21 protein-coding genes and 1 pseudogene are annotated in these 25,370 nt (G+C 64.5%); 10 read left to right on the top strand and 12 right to left on the bottom strand.

Annotation, left to right across the window (positions count from 1 at the left end; translation table 11 throughout):
- Nucleotides 1-60 precede the first annotated feature (60 nt).
- From J4G43_RS09990 to J4G43_RS10015, 6 genes are all read left to right on the top strand, one after another.
- Nucleotides 61-2,457: a TonB-dependent hemoglobin/transferrin/lactoferrin family receptor gene (locus J4G43_RS09990; protein WP_208084674.1), complete on the top strand. Its 2,397-nt coding sequence runs from the start codon at nucleotides 61-63 to the stop codon at nucleotides 2,455-2,457.
- A 135-nt stretch (nucleotides 2,458-2,592) separates the two neighbouring features.
- Nucleotides 2,593-2,928 carry a heme-degrading protein HmuQ gene (locus tag J4G43_RS09995; RefSeq protein WP_063981154.1) on the top strand — a complete coding sequence of 112 codons (336 nt, stop codon included), beginning with the start codon at nucleotides 2,593-2,595 and terminating at the stop codon, nucleotides 2,926-2,928.
- Between the two features lie 30 nt (nucleotides 2,929-2,958).
- The gene (gene hutX / locus J4G43_RS10000) at nucleotides 2,959-3,474 is read left to right on the top strand and encodes a heme utilization cystosolic carrier protein HutX (RefSeq protein WP_208084675.1); all 516 of its coding nucleotides are present in this window, start codon (nucleotides 2,959-2,961) and stop codon (nucleotides 3,472-3,474) included.
- Nucleotides 3,475-3,501: 27 nt separating this feature from the next.
- Entirely contained in the window at nucleotides 3,502-4,278 is a 777-nt protein-coding gene (gene exbB / locus J4G43_RS10005) for a tonB-system energizer ExbB (RefSeq protein WP_208084676.1), read from the top strand.
- 3 nt (nucleotides 4,279-4,281) lie between these two features.
- A complete protein-coding gene (exbD, locus tag J4G43_RS10010; protein ID WP_208084677.1) occupies nucleotides 4,282-4,728 on the top strand; it encodes a TonB system transport protein ExbD in 447 nt (148 codons plus the stop codon).
- Entirely contained in the window at nucleotides 4,728-5,555 is an 828-nt protein-coding gene (locus J4G43_RS10015) for an energy transducer TonB (RefSeq protein WP_208084678.1), read from the top strand. Before exbD ends, J4G43_RS10015 begins: the two co-directional genes overlap by 1 nt.
- 177 nt (nucleotides 5,556-5,732) lie before the next feature.
- On the opposite strand, the gene J4G43_RS10020 is transcribed toward J4G43_RS10015, so the two are convergent.
- The 5 genes from J4G43_RS10020 to J4G43_RS10040 form a co-directional block, all read right to left on the bottom strand.
- The gene (locus J4G43_RS10020) at nucleotides 5,733-7,088 is read right to left on the bottom strand and encodes an esterase-like activity of phytase family protein (protein WP_208084679.1); all 1,356 of its coding nucleotides are present in this window, start codon (nucleotides 7,086-7,088) and stop codon (nucleotides 5,733-5,735) included.
- A gap of 80 nt (nucleotides 7,089-7,168) precedes the next feature.
- Nucleotides 7,169-7,627 carry a DUF6130 family protein gene (locus J4G43_RS10025; RefSeq protein WP_208084680.1) on the bottom strand — a complete coding sequence of 153 codons (459 nt, stop codon included), beginning with the start codon at nucleotides 7,625-7,627 and terminating at the stop codon, nucleotides 7,169-7,171.
- A gap of 19 nt (nucleotides 7,628-7,646) precedes the next feature.
- Nucleotides 7,647-8,654 (bottom strand): alpha/beta fold hydrolase, encoded by a 1,008-nt coding sequence (locus J4G43_RS10030; protein ID WP_208084681.1) that lies wholly within the window; start codon nucleotides 8,652-8,654, stop codon nucleotides 7,647-7,649.
- A 54-nt stretch (nucleotides 8,655-8,708) separates the two neighbouring features.
- Nucleotides 8,709-9,680 carry an MBL fold metallo-hydrolase gene (locus tag J4G43_RS10035; RefSeq protein ID WP_135216983.1) on the bottom strand — a complete coding sequence of 324 codons (972 nt, stop codon included), beginning with the start codon at nucleotides 9,678-9,680 and terminating at the stop codon, nucleotides 8,709-8,711.
- 187 nt (nucleotides 9,681-9,867) lie between these two features.
- Complete coding sequence (locus J4G43_RS10040) at nucleotides 9,868-11,136, bottom strand: IS256 family transposase (RefSeq protein WP_208084682.1); 1,269 nt, start codon at nucleotides 11,134-11,136, stop codon at nucleotides 9,868-9,870.
- A 111-nt stretch (nucleotides 11,137-11,247) separates the two neighbouring features.
- Here J4G43_RS10040 and J4G43_RS10045 point away from each other — a divergent pair, with 111 nt between their 5' ends.
- A complete protein-coding gene (locus tag J4G43_RS10045; RefSeq protein WP_208084683.1) occupies nucleotides 11,248-12,123 on the top strand; it encodes a LysR family transcriptional regulator in 876 nt (291 codons plus the stop codon).
- Between the two features lie 6 nt (nucleotides 12,124-12,129).
- On the opposite strand, the gene J4G43_RS10050 is transcribed toward J4G43_RS10045, so the two are convergent.
- From J4G43_RS10050 to J4G43_RS10065, 4 genes are all read right to left on the bottom strand, one after another.
- The gene (locus J4G43_RS10050; protein ID WP_028151054.1) at nucleotides 12,130-13,026 is read right to left on the bottom strand and encodes a carbohydrate ABC transporter permease; all 897 of its coding nucleotides are present in this window, start codon (nucleotides 13,024-13,026) and stop codon (nucleotides 12,130-12,132) included.
- Nucleotides 13,019-13,975 (bottom strand): carbohydrate ABC transporter permease, encoded by a 957-nt coding sequence (locus J4G43_RS10055; RefSeq protein ID WP_071909793.1) that lies wholly within the window; start codon nucleotides 13,973-13,975, stop codon nucleotides 13,019-13,021. The genes J4G43_RS10050 and J4G43_RS10055 overlap by 8 nt, the downstream gene beginning before the upstream one ends.
- Before the next feature lie 169 nt (nucleotides 13,976-14,144).
- On the bottom strand, nucleotides 14,145-15,488 hold the full coding sequence (locus J4G43_RS10060; protein ID WP_135216984.1) for an ABC transporter substrate-binding protein: 1,344 nt from the start codon (nucleotides 15,486-15,488) through the stop codon (nucleotides 14,145-14,147).
- An 86-nt stretch (nucleotides 15,489-15,574) separates the two neighbouring features.
- Nucleotides 15,575-16,618 (bottom strand): C-terminal binding protein, encoded by a 1,044-nt coding sequence (locus J4G43_RS10065; protein WP_208084684.1) that lies wholly within the window; start codon nucleotides 16,616-16,618, stop codon nucleotides 15,575-15,577.
- A gap of 261 nt (nucleotides 16,619-16,879) precedes the next feature.
- Here J4G43_RS10065 and J4G43_RS10070 point away from each other — a divergent pair, with 261 nt between their 5' ends.
- The gene (locus J4G43_RS10070; RefSeq protein WP_071909796.1) at nucleotides 16,880-18,565 is read left to right on the top strand and encodes a methyl-accepting chemotaxis protein; all 1,686 of its coding nucleotides are present in this window, start codon (nucleotides 16,880-16,882) and stop codon (nucleotides 18,563-18,565) included.
- A gap of 215 nt (nucleotides 18,566-18,780) precedes the next feature.
- Here the strand turns inward: J4G43_RS10070 and J4G43_RS10075 are convergent, their stop codons facing one another.
- The 3 genes and pseudogenes from J4G43_RS10075 to J4G43_RS10085 all read right to left on the bottom strand — a co-directional run bounded on the left by J4G43_RS10075 (nucleotide 18,781) and on the right by J4G43_RS10085 (nucleotide 22,047).
- Nucleotides 18,781-19,740, bottom strand: a complete 960-nt coding sequence (locus tag J4G43_RS10075) for a Bug family tripartite tricarboxylate transporter substrate binding protein (protein ID WP_208084685.1) — start codon at nucleotides 19,738-19,740, stop codon at nucleotides 18,781-18,783.
- A gap of 90 nt (nucleotides 19,741-19,830) precedes the next feature.
- Nucleotides 19,831-20,766, bottom strand: coding sequence for a DMT family transporter (locus J4G43_RS10080; RefSeq protein WP_071909798.1), 936 nt, complete (start codon nucleotides 20,764-20,766; stop codon nucleotides 19,831-19,833).
- Between the two features lie 353 nt (nucleotides 20,767-21,119).
- Nucleotides 21,120-22,047, bottom strand: a pseudogene (locus tag J4G43_RS10085) (DMT family transporter).
- A 366-nt stretch (nucleotides 22,048-22,413) separates the two neighbouring features.
- On the opposite strand from J4G43_RS10085, the gene J4G43_RS10090 reads away from it, so the two are divergent.
- On the top strand, nucleotides 22,414-23,706 hold the full coding sequence (locus tag J4G43_RS10090) for an adenylosuccinate synthase (protein ID WP_085398944.1): 1,293 nt from the start codon (nucleotides 22,414-22,416) through the stop codon (nucleotides 23,704-23,706).
- Nucleotides 23,707-23,742: 36 nt separating this feature from the next.
- A complete protein-coding gene (locus tag J4G43_RS10095; protein ID WP_208084686.1) occupies nucleotides 23,743-25,368 on the top strand; it encodes a hypothetical protein in 1,626 nt (541 codons plus the stop codon).
- Nucleotides 25,369-25,370: the final 2 nt, after the last annotated feature.

Consider the following 25,370-nt stretch of genomic DNA (forward strand, 5'->3'; position numbering starts at 1 on the left):
GTCGCTCGCCGCGCGAGCGCACGCCAGCCAAACAAGACATATCATGATTGGGTTGGGTGTATGGCTGACGGGGCTAGGTATTCGCGCGCGCTGATTTTGGGCGCGTCGGTGGTTTCAATTGCGGCGGTGTCGCCGGTGAGCAGCTTTGCGCAGACCGCAGATCAAACCGCGCAATCATCCAAGCCGGCGAAGCCCAAGCAGGCCAAGCGCAATCCGGCCAAGCCACAAGCTGTTCAGCCGCAGCAGGCCAGCACCAGCGTGTGGGATGCACGCGCGCAGGCGATCGTCGGTGTTCAGGCGCTCGACACCATCACGGCTGCCGCCTCCAAGACCGACGAGCGCGCGGTCGATGCGCTCGCACCGGTCAGCGTCGTGACTTCGGCGCAGATCGAAAGCCGTCAGGCCAGCACCGTCGGCGATCTCATCTATAATGTGCCGGGCGTGTGGGTTCAGAACCGCGGCGATGAGCCGTCCACTTCGATCAATATCCGCGGCTTGCAGGATTTCGGCCGCGTCGCCGTCGTCGTCGACGGCGCGCGGCAGAACTATCAGCGCACGGGCCACTTCGCCAACGGCTCGTTCTTCCTCAACCCCGAGCTGATCAGCGGCATCGATATCGTTCGTGGTCCGACCGCCAACATCTACGGCTCCGGTGCGATCGGCGGCGTGGCATCGTTCCGCACCAAGGATATCGAGGACGTCGTGCGTGCCGGCGAGCGCTGGGGCGTCGACGTCAAGACCATTCTTGGCAGCAATTACGGACGCGCGCTCGGTTCGGCCTTCGGCGGTGTTCACGTCAATCCGAACGTGGATGTGTTCGCCGGCGGCACCTATTCGACGCAGGAGAGCTACAAAGACGGCACCGGCTTCGAGGTCGCCAACACCGGCAACCGGCTCACCAGCGGCATCGCCAAGCTGACGGTGCGCCCGGCCGACGGGCACGAGATCAAGCTCGGCACCATCTTCCAGGAGGACATCTACAGCGTGGGTCAGCCGCCACGCCGTGCCGGCGATCCCAACTCGACCAATGCGAACGGCGCCAACAACCTGAGCGGCACTTCGATCTACAGGTCCGACGTCAAGAACTACACCACGACGCTCGGCTGGAAATATTCGCAGCCGGATGACCAGTGGTTCGACTGGGATGCGAAGGTCTACTGGAATCGCACCGAGAACGACCAGGTCAAGACCGCGCATACCAGCACGACGCCGTCGGTCTTCTGTGGCGGCGTGCCCGGCAATGCCGTGTCCGGCTGTATCGGCAGCAACCGCGGATATCTGCTCGATACGGTCGGCGTCGACGTGTACAACACCACGCGCTTCGATACCGGCAGCTGGCGTCACGCGGTGACCTACGGACTGGACGCGTTCCAGGACAAGGTGTCGACGCAGGACAGGACCGGCACGTCGGAAGTGACGACGCCCGGCGGTCAGCGTACGGTCTCCGGCGGTTTCGTGCAGTGGAAGGCCAATTACACCTCCATGCTCGAGGTGATCGGCGCGCTTCGTTACGACAATTATCAGCTCTCCTCGGCATCCTCGTCGTCCGGCGGCGACCGTTTGTCGCCGAAGATCACCGTCGGGCTCGTTCCCACGGCGGTCGTGACGCCCTATGTCAGCTACGCCGAAGGTTATCGCGCGCCGTCGATCACGGAAACGCTGGTCAGCGGTCCGCATTCGGGCGCGACGATCAACGACTCGTTCTTCCGCTGTCCGTCGGGCACGCCGGGTCCGGGCGCGGATTCGACCTTCTGCTTCGTCCCGAATCCGAACCTGCGGCCCGAGGTCGGCAAGAACAAGGAGATCGGCTTCAACATCAAGAAGAACGATCTGTTCACGGCGGGTGATACGCTGCGCGGCAAGATCAACGTGTTCCGCAACGACATCTCCGACTTCATCGATCAGGTCGCCTATGGAAATCCGCTGGTGGTCCCCACCGGCCCGCCGCCGGCGCCCTCCATCACCGTGCTTCCGTTCCTGCAATATCAGAACGTCGCGTCCGCCCGCATCCAGGGTCTCGAGGCCGAGGCGATGTACGACGCGAACACCTGGTTCTTCGGCCTCTCCGGCAGTTACCAGAACGGCAAAAACCTTCAGACGGGATTTGGCCTGTACAGCGTTCCGCCGCAGAAGGTCACGACGACCGCCGGCGTGCGGTTGCTGGACCGGACCCTGATCCTCTCGGTGATGTGGACGTCGGTGATCGCGAACACCGACATCCCGCCGACCTATACGCCGGCGACGTCGTACGATCTCGTCAACCTCTACGCCCAGTATCAGCCGCGGCCCGATCTCACGCTCAACTTCTCGGTCGAAAATCTTCTCAATCAGTACTACCGGCCCTACGCCATTCCGGTCGGCAGCACGGGCGATACGCAAAACGACGTGAAATGGGCGAGCGCCGGCCCCGGGCTCGTGGTCAAGGGAGGCCTGAAGTACCACTTCGGCGGCATCTAAGGAGTACGCCGACGACAGCAAACGGGACGCCGTATTCACCGCCAGAGCCACGCTGATGTCCCAGCGTGGCTTCGGCACGTTCTGAAACATCCGCTCGGCATTCGCCGATCAACAAGACTGACAGGAGAAAATCTGATGTTCATCGCCATGAATCGTTTCCAGGTGAAGCTCGGCTCGGAGGCTGCTTTCGAGACCGTCTGGCGCACCCGCGAATCCTATCTCGGCAGCATGGCCGGCTTCGTCGAATTCCACCTGCTGAAGGGGCCGGCGCTCGAGGACCACACGCTGTATTCCTCGCACACGGTCTGGGTCGACAAGGCAGCCTTCGAGGCCTGGACGCGATCGGACGAATTCCGCCGCGCCCACGCGCGCGCCGACAACAAGACCGGCGAAAGCCTCTATCTCGGCCATCCCAAGTTCGAAGGGTTCGAGGTCATCATGACCGAGCGCAAGACGAACGCGGCCGCCTAGATCGCGGCGGATCATGAAAGGGAACCGGACATGCTGAGCACCGATCTCGTCGATCTCAAGGTGTATATGGCCGACAATCCCGGCGCGGTGATCGAGGACGTTGCGCGCGAGCGCAAGGTCACTCCGCGCGCGGTGATCGAGGCGCTGCCGTCGTCGATGGTCCGCGTTGGTGGCGGCGAGCATTTCGCCGCCGCCATGCAGGACATCGCCGCGTGGGGCGAGGTCACGCTCATCGTGCACACGGATGACGCGATCTTCGAGTTCACGGGCGCGGTCCCGGCGGGCGAGGTCGGCCGCGGCTATTTCAACCTGATGCAGCCGAAGGGATTGCACGGCCACCTCCGCCACGAGCGCTGCGCGGCCTTGGCCTTCGTCGAGCGTCCCTTCATGGGCAAGACCTCGGCTTTCGTCGCCTTCGTCAATGCCGACGGCGGCATCATGTTCAAGGTCTTCGTCGGCCGCGACGAGACCCGGGCGCTGCGGGCGGACCAGCACGTGCGGTTCCGTCAGCTGGCGGACCGGATCGCGGCGCAGGGCGTGGCATAATTTCCTTCTGCCTATCGGGAGATCAGGATGCAGAGCAATTTTAGGCTTCGGCATGTGATCCTAACAATTGGGCTGGTGCTCGCGCCGGCCCCGGCCTTCGCGATCGACGAAGCGCTGTTGCCGCGCAATCTGTCGCCCTGGGGCATGTTCCTCGGTGCCGACATCATCGTGAAGGTGGTGATGGTCGGGCTCGCCGTCGCTTCGCTGGTGACGTGGACGGTGTGGCTCGCCAAGACCATCGAGCTGCGCCGCAAGAGCGCGCTCGCCGTGCAGCGGACGCGCGCGCTCGAGGGCAGGATGAAACTGGCGGAGGCGGCGGAGCGGATCGGCGACGCGCATGATGCGGTCGCCCAGCTCATCCAGTCCTGCGCCAAGGAGGCGGAGCTCTCCGGCGGCATTGTCGATGACGGCCTCCAGGAGCGCGTGGCGCTGCGGCTGGAACGGGTCGAGGCCGCGATGTCCAGGCAGATCGCGCGCGGCACCGGCGTGCTCGCGACCATCGGCGCCACCGCGCCGTTCGTCGGCCTGTTCGGCACGGTCTGGGGTATCATGAATTCCTTCATCGGCATCTCCGAGAGCCACACCACGAGCCTTGCAGTGGTCGCGCCCGGCATCGCCGAGGCGCTGCTTGCGACAGCGCTCGGACTCGTCGCCGCGATCCCGGCGGTCGTGATCTACAACCATCTCGTCCGCGGCATCGCCAATTACCGCGCGCTGCTCGGCGACGCCTCGGCGCAGCTCATGCTGCTGGTCAGCCGGCAGCGCGACAACAGAGAGTTCCGCCTGGCGCGGGCGGCGGAGTAGGCCATGGCCGCGAAACTCGGCGCACGCGGGGGATCGCCGCTGAGGCGCGGCGACCCCGGCGATCTCGACGTCACCCATGAGATCAACGTCACGCCGTTCATCGACGTGATGCTGGTGCTGCTGATCATCTTCATGGTGGCGGCCCCGCTCGCCACCGTCGACATCGGCGTCGAGCTGCCGGCCACCGCCGCCGAGCCGGCGCCGCGGCCGGACAAGCCCACCTTCGTGACGGTGAAGCCGGATCTCACCGTCGCCGTCGGCGAAGACACGATGGCACGCGACGGCCTCGCCGCTGCGCTCGCTGCGGCCACCAATGGCCGCAAGGACGAGCGCATCTATCTGCGCGCCGACAAGGCTGTGAGCTACGGCGACCTGATGGAGGTCATGAACACCTTGCGCAATGCCGGCTACCTCAAGGTCGCGCTGGTCGGCCTCGACGGACGCAGCTGATGACCGCGAACGCCTTTGCCCTGCACGAGCCGCTTGGCGAACGCGAAACCGTGCGCTGGGGTGTATCGGGCGCGGTGATCGTGGCCTTGCATGTTGCCGCCGCGGTGCTTGCGATGAGCTGGCTCAGGTCGCAGCCGGAGCAGGGCGTCACCCTGCCGGCGATCATGGTTGATATGGCGCCGATCACGTCGGCGCCTCAGGCGACGCCGGATGACGTGGTGCCGGGGCCGGCGATGAAGGAGGCCGATGCCTCACCGCCGGATCCGATGCAGCGGCAGGCGGTCGAGGAGACCATCGCGCCGACACCGCCGCAGGAGAAGCCCGACGTGGTGGCGCCGCCGGACCAGAAGCTCGAGCCGACACCGGACAAGCCGGAGCCCGCGAAAATCGTGCCGCAGGAAAAGCCGGCGCCCGAAAAGCCGAAAGTAGTTCGTCCGGAGGCAAAGAAGCCGTCGGAGGCGCGCCCCGCGCCTCGCACCAGCGCGCCACCGCGCGCCGAGCGGGAGGCACCTGCAGCGTCCGCAATGAGCGCGGGCGCGGTCGCATCGCTGGTTGCGACCTACAATCAGCGCGTCCGTGCGCATCTGATGCGCCTTCACTCCTATCCGTCCGGCGGCAACGGTCAGCGCGGGCTGGTCCGGGTGAGCTTCACGATCGGCCGCAACGGTCAGGTCATGTCCAGTCGCATCAGCCCGTCCGGCGTTGCCGCGTTCGATGCCAAGGCCACGTCGATGATCCACCAGGCCTCGCCGTTCCCGCCGATCCCGGCGGAGATCAAGAACAGCTCGATGAGCTTTACCGTTCCGGTGGACTTTATCGTGCGGTAGCCCGCTCTTTCTACCTCGCCCCGCGTGCGGGGAGAGGTCGGAATACGCGCTGAAAGCGCGGATTCCGGGTGAGGGGGACTCTCCGCGAGCCGCACTCCCACCGCCTTCGTGGATAGAGCCCCTCACCCCAGCCCTCTCCCCGTAAGAACGGGGAAAGGGAGAGGAGAAAGCGTCGGCTTACTTCGCCTTCAGGAAATCCGCGACCTCGAGCAGCATGAACTCGTCGTCGTCGGCCTTGTTGGGATCGCGGCTGGACGAGAACGGCAGGTTGTTGTCGTTGCCGACGATGATGTGGGTCTCGTCGACGCGATCGACGTTCTCGATGGTGAAGAACGGGAAGGTGTAGACGCCGTCATTGAGGGCTTTCCGCGCCTTCTTGTCGGGGTCCTGGATCTTCATCAGGTCGATATAGCCGATCTTGCGCACGGGCTTGCCGACATTGGCGTCGGTCGGCTCGATCTTGTAGACGCGCTTGAACTTGGCGATGTCAGGGAAGCAGTTCTCGCCGCGGGTGCCTTGCGGGCAGGCCTTGTCGGGGGTGCCTTCACCGTTGTCGCGCTCGATGATGAGGCCGGAGGCCTGATCGATCATGTTGAAGTCGCCGATGGCGTTGCCGTTCTGCTCGAACACATACTGCCAGTAGCGGCCAGTGAATTTTACGGCGGCGACGTCGAATTCGAGGATGCGGGAGGCTTCCTTGCCGTCGACCTTCTCCCAATCCTTCTTGTCGGCGTCCCACAGCGGCCCCTCGAGCAGGCCGTAGAGGAACTTGCCGTCCTTGGACGACGCAAAGCCCTCATAGCCCTTGGAGCGGCGGAGGTTGACGTTGGTGTAGGTGGCGCCCGGCGCGCCCGGCGTCGCCACGGCCCAGTTGTCCGGCGAGCGCACCGGCTTGCCGTCGGCAACCGTCTCGAACACGCCGAGGATCTTGCCTGATTTGTCGGCCTTCAGGATATAGGGGCCGAACTCGTCGCCGATCCAGAAGGTGTCGCCGATGATCTGGAAACCCTCGGTATCGAAATCGGAGCCGGTGAGGTAGCGCTTCTGGGTGTCCTCATGGACGATGCGGAACGGCACCTTCTTGTCGGGATCGTGCAGGAAGATCGTTTCCTGGCGCTCGATCTTGCCGCTCGCCCAATCCATCTTGTAGCGGTTCAGGTACAGCATCGAATCCGGCGAGTTGGCGCGGGCGCCCATGCCGTTGTCGGTGATGACCCAGTAGCTGCCGTCGGGCATGTGCTTGATGCCGGAATGGCCCTGCAGCGGCTGGCCCTTGAACGGCAGCGACACGCCGGTCGCACGCTCATAGGACTTGCCCATCACGGTGCCGAGCGCGTCGACGCGCTTGCCGGTGGTGTATTTGCCCGAGGTCTTGAGATCGGCAGGCGCGTCGGCCGGCGCGTCGATGAAGGTCGCGGCCGGCATCACCACGTGGCCGGCGAGCTTCGCGGGGAATTCACCCTCGTTCTGTGCAAGCGCGGTGCTCGCGGTGAGAATGATCGTTGCGACGGTGCTGAGAAAAGTCGCGCGCATGTGCGTCTCCTGTTAGTGGACGACGCCTTATGCGGATCGCATGTTGCAGTTTTGTGAAAGCGGGCCAAACGCCGCAGCAGCTATTGTTTCGGCGGTGCCGGAGAGCGCGCCGGAATCTCGAAGCTGATGGTCTTGCTGTCGATCACGCGGTGCGTGGGATCGGCCAACTCGAACAGTACCTTGTGCGGGCCCGGAGGCAGTCCGACCACGATCACGGTCTCGCCACTGGCATCGACAAAATGCCAGGGCGCATCATCGACCGTGATGTGGACGTGACCGATGCGCGCCGACACGTCGAGCGCGCCCTTGCCGAACACCGGCACGATCCGGAGATTTTCCGTGGTGTACTGGATGAAGACGAGGCCCTGCGTCAGTTGTTCGGCCAGCGGTGGATCGACTATCAGGCGGGCGGGCGCCTGCTTGTCGATGGCAACTAGCGGAGAGGGCCCGCGCACGTCGCGGGCGCTTTGGGCGACGGCGGCTGCCGCAAACATTGTGGAGACCGCCAGAGCGGCCACGACGTGGAGGGCCGCGTTCATGTTCGTTCCTTCCAGGTTATCAGGCGATCTTGCGGGCGAGGAAGTCGCGGATCAGCGGAACCATCTCGTCGAACCTGTCCTCGAGCGCGAAATGACCGGTGTTGATCAGGTGAAACTCCACTTGCGGCAGGTCGCGCTTGTAGGGATGGGCGCCGTCGGCCGGGAAGATGAAATCGTTCTTGCCCCAGACGATCAGCGTCGGCGGCTTGTGCTTGCGGAAGTAGGCTTGCACCGCGGGATACAGCGGCAGATTGGTCCGGTAATCGTAGAACAGGTCCATCTGGATATCGCTGTTGCCGGGCCGGTCGAGCAGCGCCTGATCTTGTACCCAATTGTCGGGTGAAATCCGACTCACGTCCGACATGCCGTCGGTGTACTGGAATTTCGTCGTTTCCAGCGTGACCAGCTTCATCAATGCCTGTCGGCTGGTATCGGACCCGTCGGCCCAGTATTGCTTGATCGGATTCCAGAACTCCTTCAGCCCTTCGTCATAGGCGTTGCCGTTCTGCACGATCAGGCCGCTGACGCGCTCGGGATGCTTGAGCGCCAGCCGCCAGCCGACCGGGGCGCCGTAATCCATGACGTACATCGCATAGCGGGTGACACCGAGCTGGCCGAGCAGGCCGTCAACGAGTTCGCCGAAGCGATCGAAGGTGTATTTGAACGATGTGCGCGGTGGCATGTCGCTCTGGCTGTAGCCGGGGTAGTCGGGAGCGATCACGTGATAGCGGTCCGCCAGAGCTGGGATCAGGTTGCGAAACATGTGCGAGGAGGTCGGAAAGCCGTGGAGCAGTAGCACCACCGGTGCATCCTTGGGCCCCGCTTCGCGGTAGAAGATCTTGATCCCGTCGACGGATTTGGTTCGATGGTAGACGACCGGATAAGAACCGGTGGCGCCGCGGCCGTCACGCTGCGGTTTCGCCGATGCATCCGGCGAAGCGGTGGCAACGGCGATTCCGGACAATCCAAGGACCAGGCAACGACGATCGATACGGGTTTGTGGCGGCGTGACCTCTGCACTTTTCATGTCGATCTCCCTGTCCAGAATCGGTGGCTTTGCGGACGTCAGTCGTCCGCGGCTTCAAACGCCCTGGTAGACCAGCCGGGTGAAGAAGCCGGGGTCGATCACGAACTGCCCCCATATCGCATCGAAGGCCGCGGTCGGTTTGGCGGCCACGGCTTCGTCCCGCGTTCGTCCCTGGCTCTTGAGACGGGCGACGTTGTCGCGGATCGTCACCAACATGTCGCGAAACGCCTGGAGTTCGGCTCTGTTGCCAACCGGCTTGCCGTGACCGGAGATCACGATCGTATCCTGTCCGGTCGCCGCGAGATTGGCTTCGGAAGCCGCGATCATCCCGTTGATGCTGCCGCCGGTCGAGTAGTCGATGAACGGATAGATGCCGTTCCAGAAGGTATCGCCGACATGAACGACGTTGGCTTCTGCAAAGGTGACGGAGATGTCGCTGTCGGTATGCGCGGGCCCGTAATATTTCAGGCCGATCGAGGTTCCGTTGAGTCTGAGCTCATGGGTGCTGGAAAATACGTCGCTGGGGATGCCGCCTGGTCCCAGCGGAAGGAAATTGTAGTCCCAGTCCTCTACGCGCTGAACTTCGAGGAGGTACTTTCGCGTGTTCTCCTGCGCGATGATCCTGGCGCCAGCGGAATGGAGCCATTCGTTGCCATCGGCGTGATCGAAATGCCAGTGGGTGTTGACGAGATGGGTGACGGGATCGGCGCCGAGATCGGCCATCGCTTTGGTGAGCTGGGGACGCGAGACGCGGATGCCGGCATCGACTAAAACCTTGCCGTCGGGACCGGTCAGGACCGCGACATTTCCGCCGGAGCCTTCGAGCACGGCTATGTTGCCTCGGAGTTTGTGCGTGGTGATCGGCGATGTCGCCGCACTGTCCTTGATCAGGCTGACAAGGCCTCGCGCTTCAGCGTAGGCCTGCCGCGGCGAAAGCCAACCGTTAGTAGCGGCAATCGTCGCGCCGCTCAGGCAGCAGAGACAGAAATTGCGGCGCGACAGCAGGGCTCTGGTCTCTAACTCCATAGCGTCCTCGATTGACGGCCGGGCGACGGCATTCAAAACGCACGGCGGCTTTGCGCATATCCACCGCGTAGCCGATTGTCGCTGTGGGGAGCAGACGGTATGCTTGAGAAGCACCTTCTCAAGATATGGAAAGCGTATCCGATGGACCGGTTGGGAGCTATGGCTGATTTTGGGTGACGCGGCCTGATCAGGCGGCGTGGCTTTCAGTGTTCGGAATGACTTCGATTCCGTCGATGAACTTTACACCGGCGATGACTTTCGGCAACTGGTTCGTGCTCTTCAATCGCCGCCAGGTCTTCGATGCGGCGTCGATGAGCTTGAACACCATCAGCTTCGCAGTTTGTTGCGACAGCGATCCCTTGGTCCGCACCGTTCGGTGGCGCACCGTGGCGAAGACGCTCTCGATCGGGTTCGAGCTGCGTAGGTGGATCCAGTGCTCAGCAGGGAAGTCGAAGAAGGCGAGCAGCGCATGGCGATCCTTGATCAGGCACTCCACCGCACGTCCGTATTTGACGTGGTATTTCTCGACGAAGACGTCGATCGCGGTTTCAGCTTCGGCCCGGTGTGGGGCCAGATAGATGTTCCGCAGGTCGTTCTTCATGGGGCCCTGCACGGATTTGGCGACCTTGTCGAGTACGTTGCTCACTTTATGGCACCAGCATCGTTGGTGCCGCGTGCCGGGAAAGGCCTCGTCCAGTGCCTTCCAGAAGCCGAGGGCGCCGTCGCCGATGGCGAGTTGCGGGGCAATCCGTAACCCGCGTTGCCGCAGGTCGATCAGGAGTTCGCGCCAGCTCTGCGCGCTCTCGCGCACGCCGACCTGGAAGCCGATCAGCTCCTTCTTGCCTTCCGGCGTGGTGCCAATCAGCACCAGCATGCATTCGCTGTGATCTTCCATGCGGGCCTGCAGGTACACGCCATCGGCCCAGATGTAGACATAGCGACGCGCCGACAGATCGCGTCTCGGCCAGCGTTCGTACTCGACCTGCCAATCGGCCTTCAGGCCGGCGATCACCGAAGGCGACAGGTTCGGCGCATCCTTGCCGAGCAGCGCCGAGAGCGCCTCCTGGAAGTCGCCGGTCGAGATGCCGCGCAAATAGAGGACCGGGATCAAGGCATCCAGGCTCTTCGTCCGCCGCGCCCATAGCGGCAGGATTGCCGAACTGAAGCGGAGGCGGTCGCCTGGCCCGCTCGCTCCGCGGTCGCGGACCTTGGGACGAGCGACCTCCACCGGACCGATGCCGGTCGCAATCTCGCGCACCGGACCGTGCCCATGTCGGACCAGGCGCGCTCGACCGTCGGGCAGCGTCAGATTGGCCGTGCTGGCCAGAAACGCGCCAACCTCGATCTCGATCGCCCTGGCAAGCAGGTCCCGCGCGCCGGCACGAACGATATCGGTCAGTGGATCATCAACCGCGGACGGCTGACGGAAAGCAAGAACATTGGTAGTCTCGGTCATGGCGTATCGCTCTCCTCGAGAGGTTCTGGCAGGCTCGTCACCCGCCTCGATACGCCGCCTTCCTCACACCGTCATCACCCAGATTCCGCCATAGCTCACCGGTTGGAGGCAATGTCGGTGATCGTCGCGGTCACTGAGACAGGAAGCTTTTCAGCCGCTTCGCGGCGCCTCAACACGCCGGTCGCGACAGTCAGCCGCACGGTCGCCGAGCTGGAGGCGCGGTTGAAGGCCCAACTATTTCAGCGATCCTCGCGCCAGATGAAGCTGACCGATGTCGGACGATCCTACATCGAAGCCTGCAAGCGCATTATCGGGCAGGTAGACGACGCGGAGCGCGAGGTCTCCGGCGAGTACAGGATTCCGAAAGGAGATCTCGCGGTCACGTCGCCCTGGGGGCTCGGACACATGCACCTGTTGCCGATCGCGCTCGAATTCATGGATGCCTTTCCAGACATCGCGCTACGGCTCGTCCTGACCGACCGCATTGTCAACACGGCCGAGGAGAATATCGACATTTCGGTTCGCATCGGCAACCTCCCGGACAGCAACCTGATCGCGACCCGAGTCGGCTCGGTCCGGTTCGTGCTCTGTGCGAGTCCCGGTTATGTTGCCAAGCACGGCCAACCGAAGGTGCCTGCCGATCTGGCTGCTCATGACTGTATCAGTATCGACAGCCTCGCGGCTCAGCGGAACTGGAAGTTCGTCATCGACGGCCGCGAAGTAGCGGTGCCGATCCGGTCGAGATTGACTTTGAGCGACTCCGAGGCTGCGGTCGAAGCCGCGATCGCGGGTGCCGGCATCACCCGAGTCATGTCGTACAAGATGGAAGCCGCACGGCGCGCCGGAAAGCTCGTTTTGATGCTGGAGCCATTCGAACAGGCGCCATGGCCGGTGCATATCGTCTACGCGGAGCGCAAACCCGAGCCACTCAAGCTCCGATCTTTTCTCGACTGGGCCACGCCGCGCCTTAAGGAGCGGCTTGCTTAGCCCGTGTTACTCCTTGACCGCGCCGGTCAGCGAGGAGACGTAATAATCCACGAACAGCGAATAGAAGATCGCAACCGGCAGCGAGCCGAGCAGCGATCCCGCCATCAGCGCGCCCCACTGGTAGACGTCGCCTGTGACGAGCTCGGTCAGGATCGCAACCGGCACGGTCTTGTTCGCGCCGCTCTGGATGAAGGCGAGCGCGTAGATGAACTCGTTCCAGGACAGCGTGAAGGAGAAGATGCCGGCCGAGATCAGCCCGGGCACCGCCAGCGGTAGCGTGATCCGCCGCAGGATCTGGAGGCGCGTGGCGCCGTCGACCAGCGCGCATTCCTCGAGCTCGTAGGGGATCGACTTGAAATAGCCGATCAGGAGCCAGGTGCAGAACGGCACCAGGAAGGTCGGATAGACCAGGATCAGCGCCATCGGTGAATCGAACAGGCCGAACTGCACCACGACGGTGGCGAGCGGGATGAACAGGATCGACGGCGGCACGAGGTAAGCGAGATAGATGCCGAGGCCCACATAAGGACTGCCGCGGAAGCGCAGCCGTTCGATGGCATAGGCGGCGAGCGTGCTCGCGATCAGCGACAGCGTGGTCGACCCGATCGCCACAATCATCGTTGTCCACAGCCAGCGCGGATAGGCGGTGTCGAACAGCAGGTGCTTGACGTGCGCCAGCGTCGGCGAGGTGATCCAGAACGGGTTGTGATCCTTAAAATTCATCAGCTCTGCGTTCGGCTTGAACGACGTGATCGCCATCCAGTAGAACGGAAACAGCAGGATCAGCACGAAGCAGCCGAGTGGCAGGTAGATCATCATCAGCCGCCGCAGCCCGGAATCCCAAGCCATGGTGTCGGGCGGTGTGTTGGCGACGGCGGCCGGCTGCGCGACAGTATCAGTCATTGGCCTCTCCCTGCTGCCATTTGCGGCGCGCCAGGCCGAAATATGAGAACAGCGTCGCGAACACCAGGAACGGGATCATCGACACCGCGATCGCGGCACCTTCGCCGAGCTCGCCGCCGGCAATGCCGCGCTGGAACGCGAGCGTCGCCAGCAAATGGGTCGAGTTCACCGGGCCGCCGCGGGTGATGGCGTAGACGAGCTGGAAGTCGGTGAAGGTGAAGATGATCGAGAAGGTCATGACGATGGCGAGGATCGGCATCATCATCGGGAAGGTGATGTAGCGGAAGCGCTGCCAGGCGCTGGCGCCGTCGAGCATCGCGGCCTCGTAGAGCGAGGGCGAAATGGTCTGCAGGCCCGCGAGCAGCGAGATCGCGACGAAGGGAATGCCGCGCCAGATATTCGCCGCGATTAGCGAGAAGCGCGCCGGCCAGGGCGCGCCGAGGAAGTCGATGTTGGTGGTGCGCCAATGCAGCACGTCGACCAGCAAATAGGAGATGATCGAGAATTGCGGATCGTAGATCCACCAGAACGCCAGCGCCGAGAGCACCGTCGGCACGATCCAGGGCAGCAGCACGATGGCGCGGAGCAGGCTCTTGAACGGAAAATGGTTGTTGAGCAGCAGCGCGAGCCAGAAGCCGAGCGCGAACTTTCCGAAGGTCGCGACCGCCGTATAGAACACGCTGTAGAACACCGCGCCCCACCAGAGGGGATCGGTGAGCAGATACTGGAAATTCTCAAGGCCCACGAAGACGCCACGTCGGCCGATCGTGGTGTCGGTGAAGGCGAGCCAGATGCCGAGACCGAGCGGATAGGTCAGAAACACCGCGAGGAGCCCGATCGCGGGCGCCAGGCACATCACGATCAGGAACGGCTTGTAGTCGAACAACCGCACCAGCCAGGATTGCTGCCGGTGCGCCAGTACGGGGGAGGAGAGGGTGGTCACGGACATCGGGTCGTTGTCCTGTTCTAGGCTGTTACCACACCGCCATTGCGAGCGAAGCGACTTGTCCGCCGTAGCTTTGGCGAAGGCAGAAGCAATCCAGTCTGTCTCCGCAGTTGCAGTCTGGATTGCTTCGTCGCGTCGCTCCTCGCAATGACGGCCGCGTTGTCGTCGGCCGCTACCTCTGTCTGCGGAAGTACCGCTTGCAGCGCTGTTCCGCTTCCGCAGCCGCGGCTTCGGGCGTCGCCGCACCGGTCGCGACCGAGGCGAACATCTGCACCGTCACATAGTCCGCGCGAACAGCACCGGTGGCGGTCGAAATCGGACCTTTGTAGCCGGCGTAATACGTGCTGTTCATAGTGTCTCTGAAGATCGCGACCTTGGGATCGCCCTTCCACACCGCCGCATCGGCGTAGGCCGCAAGCGGTTGCGACCAGTAACCGCTGTTGGCGTTGAGCCACGGCTCGTACTGGTCCTTCTCCAGCATGAACTGCAGGAAGGCCTTCGCCGCGTTCGGATACTGGCTGTGCTTGAACACCATGGCGTTCAGCGTCAGTCCGGACATCGGCGAGATCGGTGCAAGGCCCTTCGGCAGCAGCTGATGTTCGGAATCCTCGGCGATCGCCGCGGTCGCCGGATCGTTCTTCAGCGAGAAATACAGCGAGACGCCGTTCGCCGTCAGCCCGATTTCCTGTGAGGAATAGGCGCGATTGTTGCTGACGTCGTTCCAGGACGGCGTACCGGCGATGAAGGTCGGGTAGAGCTCCTTCACGAAATTCAGCGCCGCGATGGTCTCCTTGCTGTTGATGGTGACATTGCCTTCCTCATCCAGCAGCGAGGCATTGTGCGACCACATCATCCAGTCCGCAAAGCCGTTGCCGTCGCCGACGGCATTGCCCAGCGCAAAGCCAGCGGGCTTGCCGGCCTTCTGCAGCTTCTTGCAGAGGTCGAGGAGCCCGGCATGATCGTCCGGCGCCTTGTCGAACCCGACGGATTTGAGGATGGATTTGCGATAGATCAGGGGACCGGCGGTGGCCCCGAACGGGAGCCCGATCCAGGTATCGCTCTTGGCCTTCTTGCCGTAGGCCTTCGCAAGGTTCTGCCAGCCGCCATACTTCTTGCCGAGATAGTCGGCGACGTCGGTCAGCTCGATCAGCTTGTCGACATAGATGTGCGGCGCGTCGGAGAAGCCGATGATGATGTCGGGGCCGGCGCCGGAATTCGAGGTCACCGCGGTCTGCTGGTTGATGTCCTCCCAGCCGACGAAGTCGACCTTGACCTCGACCCCGGTCTCCTTGGTGAATTTGGCTGCGTTGGCGCGGAACACGTCTTCGTCGGCCTGGACGAAGCGCACCGGCCGCAGCATGCGCAAGGACGCGCCTTTCTCGATCGGTAATTTCGGTGCGGGGACGTCCGCGGCCTTGATTGCGGATTGAGCGTGCGCTGCAACACCGGTTGCCGCGAGCGCGGTAGCGGACAGGCCCAGCGCCAAGGCATCACGACGGGTGATGTCGTTCCTCATCAGTTCCTCCCTATGATGTCTCCCTTCCCGGCGTTGATCGCCGGTGAAGGGCCGTTCCGATTCCCGGCGCGCTTGGCGCCGGCCGCCTAGCTGTTCGGGCCGCGATCCATGCTGACGGGCTGCCAGCGGCGGAGCGCGGTGTTCTGCAGCACCGACGGATTGACGCAGCTTACCGGCCACATGCCCTGAAGCACCAGTGACAATTCGTAGCCCACGCGGCGCTTGCGCGCCTCGTCGAACCGTGCCGAGGCCGAGGCGACATGGGCGGTCAGCGTCACGTTCTCTATGCTGAGGATGGGATTGTTGTGCGAGGGCGGCTCCTTCTCCAGCACGTCGAGGGCGGCGTGCGCAATCCAGCCCTCCTGGAGCGCCTTGATCAGGCTTTCCTCGTCCACGGTGGCGCCGCGGCCGGTATTGATGAAGACTGAGCCTTTCTTCATCTGCCGGAAGTGCTTCTCGGTGAGCATGTGATGCACCTCGGGCCTTGCCGGGGCGTGCATCGAGACGAAGTCCGATTGCGACAGCACCTCGTTCAGCGTCGCCGGGATCACGCCATGGTCGTACATCAGCGTTTCCTGGATGAAGGGGTCGTAGGCCATCATGCGCAGGCCGAACGGGGCGGCGCGCTTCGCAACTGCACGCGCGACGCGGCCGAACGAGATGAAGCCGAGCGTCTGGCCCATCAGCCGCGGGATCTTCAACAGCGCTGGCCGGCCTTCGGCCCAGCGCCCGTCGCGCGCCATCCTGTCCTGCTCGACTAGGCGGCGGAAGCCGGCGAGCAGCAGCATCATGGCGTGGTCGGCGACCTCCTCGATGAAGGTGTCGGGAATGTTGGTGACGGGAATGCCTCGGGCGGTCGCGGCCTTCACGTCGACGCTGTCGACGCCGACCGAGCCGAGCGTGATCACCTTGCAGCTATCAAGTGCGTCGATGATCGACTTGGTGATGGGGATGCCCTTGGCGTAGATGGCATCGGCGTTTTTCGCGGCGGCGATGAACTCGGCCTCGTTGGCGGGGGCTTCGACGATCTCGGCATCGATCGGATCGAGCGCCTCTCGCTCGAAGGAATAGTCGCTGCCTGCGACCGTGAAGCTCGCGCCCTTCGGCGTCACCACCCTGTATTTCGGCATTTCCTGCTCCCGATTTGGTCTGTCGGTTCTTGTTGTGACCCGCACCTTGTGGGCGGGCCTTTGCGTCTTTTACGCGAAATCGGAGCGGTCGCGTACAATCGTCGGTTGCCGCTGCGGCGATTTATTCGACTGTTTCGGCCTTCCGTCCGGGCTTCTACGGAGCCGCCCGTAACAGGTTGATAAGAGGTCACACACTAAAAGTTGAATCAAATTTTTCGATTCCCTTGCGCGCCCGTATCCCATTATTGCCGGAGCTGTCCCGTGAAGTTGAGCAATCTGAAGATCGCCCCCAAGCTCGGTATCCTTGTCGGCGTCACCCTGTTCGGCCTTTGCCTCTCCGGTGTTCTCGCCGGCTATCTGATGAAGCGCGAGATGGTGAATGCGCGCATCGACCAGGCCAAGTCGATCGTCGACCTGGGTCGCAACTACGCCGCGGCGCTGAAGAAACGCGTCGATGCCGGCGAGTTGACCAAGGATGCGGCGTTGGCCGACCTTCGCCGCTACGGCAACGCGATGACCTACGACAACGGCTCGGGCTATCTGTTCGGCACGTCCTATGACGGCATCACCCAGCTCGCGCCCGATCCGAAGCAGATCGGCACCAACCGCATGGATGTCGTGACCAACGGCCGCAAGCTCTCCGTCGAGCTGATGGACGGCGTCAAGGCCAACGGCTCGATCCTGCTCTATTATGATTACGTGAAGCCCGGCCAGGAAACGCCGATCAGCAAGATCGGTTACGCCGTCGCGGTGCCCGGTTTCGACATGTATCTCGGCACCGGCGCCTATCTCAGCGACATCGACGCCAAGATGGGCCCGGTCTACTGGCTGCTAGGTCTTGCCATGCTCGGCATCGTCATCGTCGCCGGCGGCGTTGCCTGGCTGATCAGCCGCGGCATCAGCCGTCCGCTGGAGCTGCTCGGCGCCCGCATGAAGGATCTCGCCGACGGCAAGCTCGAGGGTGAGATTCCCGGGGTTGGTCGCGGCGACGAGGTCGGCGCGATGGCCTCGACCGTCCAGATCTTCAAGGACAACGCGGTCCGCATCCGCGGCCTCGAGAAGACCGAAGCCGATGCCAAGGAGCGTGCCGCGGCGGAACGTCGCAGCGCGATGGAGGGCATCGCCAGCGATTTCGAACGCAGCGTCAACGGCATCGTCCGCTCGGTCTCCTCGGCCGCCGCCGGCATGCAGAGCACGGCGCAGTCGATGACCGCGACGGCCAGCGACGCCTCGTCGCGTGCGGCGACGGTCGGCGCCGCCTCGCAAAAAGCCTCCGGCAATGTCGGCACGGTTGCCGCAGCCGCCGAAGAATTGTCGAGCTCGGTTGCGGAAATCTCCCGCCAGGTCACGCGCTCGACCGAAGTCGCGAGCCGGGCCGTCAGCGATGCCGAGCGCACCAACGCCACCGTGCAGGTGCTCTCGACCGGCGCCGAGAAGATCGGCGAGGTCGTCAAGCTGATCCACTCGATTGCGGCGCAGACCAACCTGCTTGCGCTCAACGCCACCATCGAAGCGGCGCGCGCCGGCGAGTCCGGCCGCGGCTTCGCGGTCGTGGCCTCCGAGGTCAAGGCGCTGGCGAACCAGACCGCGAAGGCGACCGAGGAAATCTCCGCCCAGGTCGCGGCGATGCAGACCTCGACCAGCGACGCGGTCACGGCGATCTCCGGCATCACCCAGACCATTGCCGAAATGAGCGAGATCACCGCCGGCATTTCCGCCTCGATCGAGCAGCAGGGCGAAGCGACCCGCGAGATCGCCCGCAACATCCAGTCGGTCGCGGCCGGCTCGAACGAGATCAACGCCAATATCGGCAGCGTCACCTCGGCCGCGGAGGCGACCGGCTCTGCTGCCACCGACGTGCTCACCAACGCCCGCGAGCTGGACAGCCAGTCCGGCGCGCTGCGCAGCGCCGTCGACGGCTTCCTCGCCAAGGTCCGCGCGGCGTAAAGCCGAACGTACCGAATTCGTAGGGTGGGCAAAGGCGCGCAAGCGCCGTGCCCACCTTTTTTCTTTTTCAACTTTTCGGCTGTCATGCCCCGCGAAGGCGGGGCATCCAGTACGCCGCGGCCCATCGGGTCAATCACCAACGTCTCGGAATACTGGATCGCCCGCCCCAGTGCGCAATTGCGCACAAGGCGGGCGATGACACCTTCCTAGACCCCCTACTGCTTCTCGATCTTCGCGTTGGTGATCAGCTTCTCCCACAGCACCAGCTGCTCGTTCACGAACGTGCCGAGCTGCTCCGGCGTGCCGGAGAAGGCGTCCATGCCGAGCGTGGCGAGCTGGGCCTTGATCTCAGGCTTCTCGACGATCTTCCTGATCTCGGCGTTAAGTCTGGTCACGATCTCCTTGGGCATGCTGGCGGGGCCGAAATAGCCCTGCCACGACGAGATGTCGAAGTCGGGCACGCCGGCCTCCTGCATCGAGGGCAGGTTCGGCACCAGCGGCGAGCGGTCCTTGGTGGTGACGGCGAGCGCGCGCAGCGCGTTGCCGTTGACGTGGGGCAGGCCGGTCAGGATGTCGACGAACATCATCGAGACGCGGCCGCCCATGACGTCGTTGAGCGCCGGCGGCGAGCTCTTGTAGGGCACGTGCAGGAGATCGAGCCCGGCATTGTGCGCAAAGGTCGCACCCGACACGATCGCCGAGGACGAGCCCGACGCGTAGCTCAGTTTGCCCGGATTGGCCTTGCCGTAGGCGACGAGCTCGCCGACGGTCTTGGCCGGCACCTCCGGATGAATCACCAGCATGAAGGGCAGGTCGCCGGTGCGCGCGATCGGGGTGAAGTCCTTGACGGGATCGTAGGTCAGGCTCTTGAGCAGGTAGGGATTGGCCGAATGCGTGGTGTTGGTCGTCACCAGCAGCGTGTAGCCGTCGGGGGCGGCGCGCGCGACATAGGTCGCGGCGATCATGCCGTTGGCGCCCGCCTTGTTCTCGATCACGATTCCGACGCCGAGCGCCTGCGACAAATGCTGCGAGATCAGCCGCGTCGTGGTGTCGGTGCCGCTGCCGGCCGCGAATGGCAGCACCAGCGTGATGTTGCGGCTCGGATAATTGTCGGCCTGCGCGGCGGATGCGGCTGCGCCGGCTGTGCGCAGAGCGCGGATCAGTGATGACAGCATGTCTGGACGTTCCCTCTTTTTCGTTGGCGGGGAACCTAGCTTCTCTTCGCAAAAATCGGAAGACGGGAGTTTGTCACCCACCTCGCGGAATTATTTCACCGCAGAACCCTGGCGAGAGGCGAACACGACGCCGGCGAGCACGAGCGCATAGCCGATCAGATGAAACGGCTGGAGTTTTTCGCCGAGCAGGACGATCGCCATCGCCGAGCCGAACACCGGGACCAGATGGAAGAACGGCGCGGCGCGGTTCGGGCCGATCAGCGCCACGCCGCGGTTGAAGAAGAGATAGGCCAGCGTCGAGGGAAAGATCAGGATGTAACCCAGCGTCGCAAGCGTCACCCCGTCGAGTTGCAGGACACGGCCGCTTAGGGCTTCCCAGATCGCGGCGGGCAGCAGCATCGTCGCGCCACAGAAGGTGGTGAAGGAGAGAAACGAGAGCTGGTGGATCTTCGGCCGCCGCGGGATGAAGGCGGAGTAGAGCCCGAACGCCACCAGCGAAGAGGCGAACATGATGTCGCCCCTGTTGAAGCTGATGCTCGCGAGCGCGGCGAGATCGCCGCGCAGGATGATGATCAGCACGCCGAGAAGCGAGATCGCGATGCCGGCGAGCTGCGCACCCGTCAGCCGCACGCCGAACAGCGCCAGCGACCACAGCGCCACGAACAGCGGTCCGGCCGACTGGATCAGCAGCGCGTTCAGCGCCTCGGTGTATTGCATCGCCCAGTACGAGATCGCGTTGTTGAAGGCAAAGCCGACCAGCGACAGGAACAGCATCAGCGGCAGGCTCTTGCGCAAATTCGGCCAGTCGCGCTTCAGATGCGGCCAGGCGAACGGCAACAGGATCAGGAACACGCCGAACCAGCGGATGGTGGTCACCGTCAGCGGCGGCACGTGTGCGCCGACATGGCGCGCGAGCACGATGTTGCCGGCCCAGAACAGCGAGCTCAGGCTGAGCAGCAGGTAAGGCTGGTTGTTGAGCCAACTGGCCGGATTCGAGGCCTTTGGCGCGGGCGAAGCAATCGTCATTGGCGTTGGATGCGACCTTGCGCCGGATTCTTGTTGTGACACAAGTCTCGCGGCCGCAAGGCTACAATGCAGGCATGGCTTGAGGAGGTGTCATTGGCGGTTAATATGTTGAACATCGAGGGCCTGGGATCATCGCGACGAACGAAGCGTACAGCAAGTTCAGGACGAAGTAGCGCTGTCGCGTGGCACGCCTCTTCCCCTCTCCCCTTGTGGGAGAGGGTGGCTCGCCGCGACAGCGGCGAGGCGGGTGAGGGGTCTCTCTCCGCGAGTCCGCCTCTCGATTTGAGTCTGCGGAAGCAACCCCTCATCCGGCGCTTCGCGCCACCTTCTCCCACAAGGGGAGAAGGAAGAAGCTACGTCGCCTGTTTCCTTGACGCCACGAACACGCCGGCCAGCACCAGCGCGAAGCCGATGAAGTGGAACGCCTGCGGGTGTTCGCCGAGGAATGCCATCGCCATGATCGAGCCGAACACCGGCACGACATGAAAGAACGGCGCGGCGCGGTTGGCGCCGATCAGGCGCACGCCGCGATTGAAGATAGGCGAGCGTCGATGGGAACACCGCAACATAGAACAGCGTCAGCAGGTTCGGCCCGTCGATCTTCATCACCGGACGCGCGGACAACTCCCAGATCTCGAGCGGGATGAGGCAGGCGGCGCCGGCGCCGAAGGTGAAGGCAAGGAACGACAGGCCGTGCATCGGCGGCCGCTTCAGGGTCAGCACCGAATACAGCGCGAAGATGATCAGCGCGACAATGAAGATGAGGTCGCCCTTGTTGAACGCGATGTTCGACAGCGTGGTGAAATCGCCATGCAGCAGGATCGTCAGCACGCCGCACATCGAGAGAGCCACGCCGAACGCCTGTGCCGCGGTGAGGCGGACGCCGAGGATCGCCAGCGACCACAGCGCCACGACCAGCGGCGCAGCCGACTGGAGCAGCAGCGTGTTGAGTGCCTGGGTATGTTCCAGCGCCCAATATTGCAGCGTGTTGAAGGCGCCGATGCCGGTGATCGACAGGACGATCATCAGGCCGAGCCTGCTGCGGATCGCGGGCCAGTCCTGGGCGAGATGTTTCCAGGCGAACGGCAGCACCAGCAGGAAGGCGAAGGTCCAGCGCAGGAACGACAGTGTCACCGGCGGGATGTGCCCGGCGGCGAGCCGCCCGACCACGGCATTGCCGGCCCAGCACATCGCGGTGATGCTGAGCAGGAGATATGGCTGGTTGGCGATCCAGCCGTGACTGGATGATTCGGTGCTCGTGGTCTGGCCGGTGGCGGACATCGTGGTTGTTATGGCCCCCGCGTGGAGTACGCCGAGGCACCGGCCCGGCAAGCCCGGGCCGGCTGATAGCCCGGCATGCCCAAAGACACGGAAATCGAAGTGGCATCAACGGGGGGCGGACGCATCGCGACCATGCAGCGGCGGATCAGCCTCGCGCTTTGGCCGAAGCTTACGAAATGGCCATGGAAGGCTTCTGGATTTTACGGGGATATCAAAGGGTTAAAGTGCGTCTTGAGCCCCGAAAAAGCCCCGTTCTAGCTTGCCTAGAGAGGCCGCTTCCTTTATCCGGTTGGCTGCCTCGCGTGCGAACGGCTCCGGCCGTCAGCTGGGCTGGCGCATCTAAAATCTTCAGAGGATTACCCGCGAATGGCCAACGTTGTCGTCGTCGGAGCCCAGTGGGGCGACGAAGGGAAGGGCAAGATCGTCGACTGGTTGTCGGAGCAGGCGGACATCGTCGTCCGCTTCCAGGGCGGTCATAACGCCGGCCACACGCTGGTCATCAACGGCAAGACCTACAAGCTCGCGCTGCTGCCCTCCGGCGTGCTGCGCGACCAGAAGCTGTCGGTGATCGGGAACGGCGTGGTGTTCGATCCGCAGGCCTTCCTCGACGAGGTCACCAAGCTGCGCTCGCAGGGCGTCGCGATCTCGCCGGACAATCTGCGCGTCGCCGAGAACGTCACCCTGATCCTGCCGCTGCACCGTGAGCTCGACGCGCACCGCGAATCCGCCAATGCGGCAACCGCGATCGGCACCACCCGCCGCGGCATTGGACCGGCCTATGAAGACAAGGTCGGCCGCCGCGCCATCCGCCTGATGGACCTCGCCGATCTCGACACCCTCCCGCACAAGATCGACCGGCTGCTGGCGCATCACAATGCGCTGCGCCGCGGCCTCAACCTGCCGGAGTTCGACGGCAAGGTGATCCTGAAGGAATTGACCGCGCTCGCGCCGGAGCTGCTGCCTTATGCCGAGACGGTGTGGCGGCTGCTCGACATCAAGCGGCGCGAAGGCAAGCGCATGCTGTTCGAGGGCGCGCAAGGCGCGCTGCTCGACGTCGACCACGGCACCTATCCCTACGTCACCTCGTCCAACACGGTGGCGGCGCAGGCCGCGACCGGCTCGGGCCTCGGCCCCGGTGCGGTCGGCTATGTGCTCGGCCTGTGCAAGGCCTATACGACCCGCGTCGGCCAGGGCCCGTTCCCGACCGAGCAGGACAACGAGACCGGCCGCAAGATCGGCGAGCGTGGCCGCGAGTTCGGCACCAACACCGGCCGTCCGCGCCGCTGCGGCTGGTTCGACGCCGTGCTGGTCCGCCAGGCGGTCCGGACCTGCGGCATCAACGGCCTGGCGCTGACCAAGCTCGACATCCTCGACGGCTTCGACACGATCGAGGTCTGCACCGGCTACAAGCTCGACGGCAAGGAGATCGACCACTTCCCGGCCGGCGAGGGCGCCCAGGCCCGGGTCGAGCCGATCTACGAGACCATCGAGGGCTGGAAGGAGCCGACCGCCAATGCCCGTTCCTGGGCGGACCTGCCGGCCCAGGCCATCAAATATGTCCGCCGGATCGAGGAATTGGTGGGGTGCCCGGTCGCACTGCTTTCCACCAGCCCGGAACGCGAGGATACTATTCTGGTGCAAAATCCGTTTGAGGCTTAACGATATCTTACCGGGACGTGCGCTAGTTGAGTTGAAATGGCTGATTACTATCCGCTGATCGCCCGCGCTATTTCCGCCCTGGACCCCAACGCTCCCGGCGAAAGCCGTCGCGCGCTCTATGAGCGCGCGCGCACGGCCCTGATCGCGCAGCTCCGCAGCGTGCAGCCGCCGCTCTCCGAATCCGAGATCACCCGCGAACGGCTGTCGCTGGAAGAGGCCGTCCGCAAGGTCGAATCGGAGGCCGCCCAGCGCGCCCGGGAGGCCTCGCGCCCCGGTCCCGGTGGCGGCGCCCGCAGCAGCGGCAGCGGAGACGCCTTCCGCCGGGCCAGCACCCGCGCCGCCGAGGGCACCCCGCCGCCGTCTCAGCCGACCGCTCCACGCACCCGTCCGGCTCCACCGCCGCCGCGTGCCGACCGCCCGTCCTTCAATGTCGATGACCAGGGCGACGCCCCGCGCGCGCCGCGGGCCCCGCGTTTCGACGCGCCGCGCCAGCCGGGCCCCCCGGCAGCGCCGCCAATGCCGGAGCCGCCGGCTGCTCCGCCGGCCGGACGTGATCGCCCGCCCGGGCGCCGTCCGCCCGACATCGGGCCGCCACCGCCTCAGCCGCCGGCACCGGGCGTACGCGGTTTTCGCGACATCACCGCCGACGTGAACGATCTCGGCGGCGCTGCCGCGCAGGCCAACCGTGCCGCGCGTCGCACCTACGCCAATGTGCCCTCGCCCTCGCCGGAGTTCGACCGGCTGGAGCCGAGCCTGGAAAATCGCGCCGGCGAGCAGGACGCGCCCTATTCCTACGACGAGTCGATCGAGGAGGCCGAGCGCTACACGCCGCAGCCGCCATCGTCGCGTCCGCGCGTCGCGCCCGAGCGCGAAGCCAAGAAGCGCGCCCGCACCGGCTCCGCCTTCCCGTTCAAGAGCGCGATCGCCGTCGGCATCGTGCTGATCCTGGTCGGCGCCGGGATCCTCTGGGGCAAGCCCCTGATCCAGACCGTGAGCGGCCTGTTCAAGTCCTCGCCGACCCAGGTGGTGGAGGCGCCGAAGGATCCGGCCCAGCCGCAGAGCAAGCCCAAGATTCCGGATCGCGTCGGCCAGCCTTCGGCCAGCGACCAGCCTGTCGCGCCGGTGGCGCAGAAGGTCGTGCTCTATGACGAGGATCCGTCCGACCCGAAGGGCAAGCAATATGTCGGCTCGGTGGTGTGGCGGCTCGAACCGATCAAGGCCTCGGGCAACCAGAAGGCCGACGTCGCCGTGCGCGCCGACATCGAGATCCCCGACCGCAAGTTCAAGATGACGATGTCGTTCCGCCGCAACACCGACTCGTCGCTGCCGGCGAGCCACACTGCGGAATTGACCTTCATCCTGCCGCCGGACTTTCCGGGCGGCAGCATCTCCAACGTGCCGGGCATCCTGATGAAGTCGAACGAGCAGGCGCGCGGCACGCCGCTCGCGGGTCTCGCGGTCAAGGTCACCGACGGCTTCTTCCTGGTCGGCCTCTCCAATGTCGACGCCGACCGCGCCCGCAACGTCCAGCTCCTGAAAGAGCGCTCATGGTTCGACGTGCCGCTGGTCTACGCCAACCAGCGCCGCGCCATCATCGCCATCGAGAAGGGCGCACCCGGCGAGCGCGCCTTCAACGATGCGTTCGCGCAGTGGGGCGACTAGAG

The organism is Bradyrhizobium barranii subsp. barranii, assembly GCF_017565645.3.
Classification (GTDB): domain Bacteria; phylum Pseudomonadota; class Alphaproteobacteria; order Rhizobiales; family Xanthobacteraceae; genus Bradyrhizobium; species Bradyrhizobium barranii.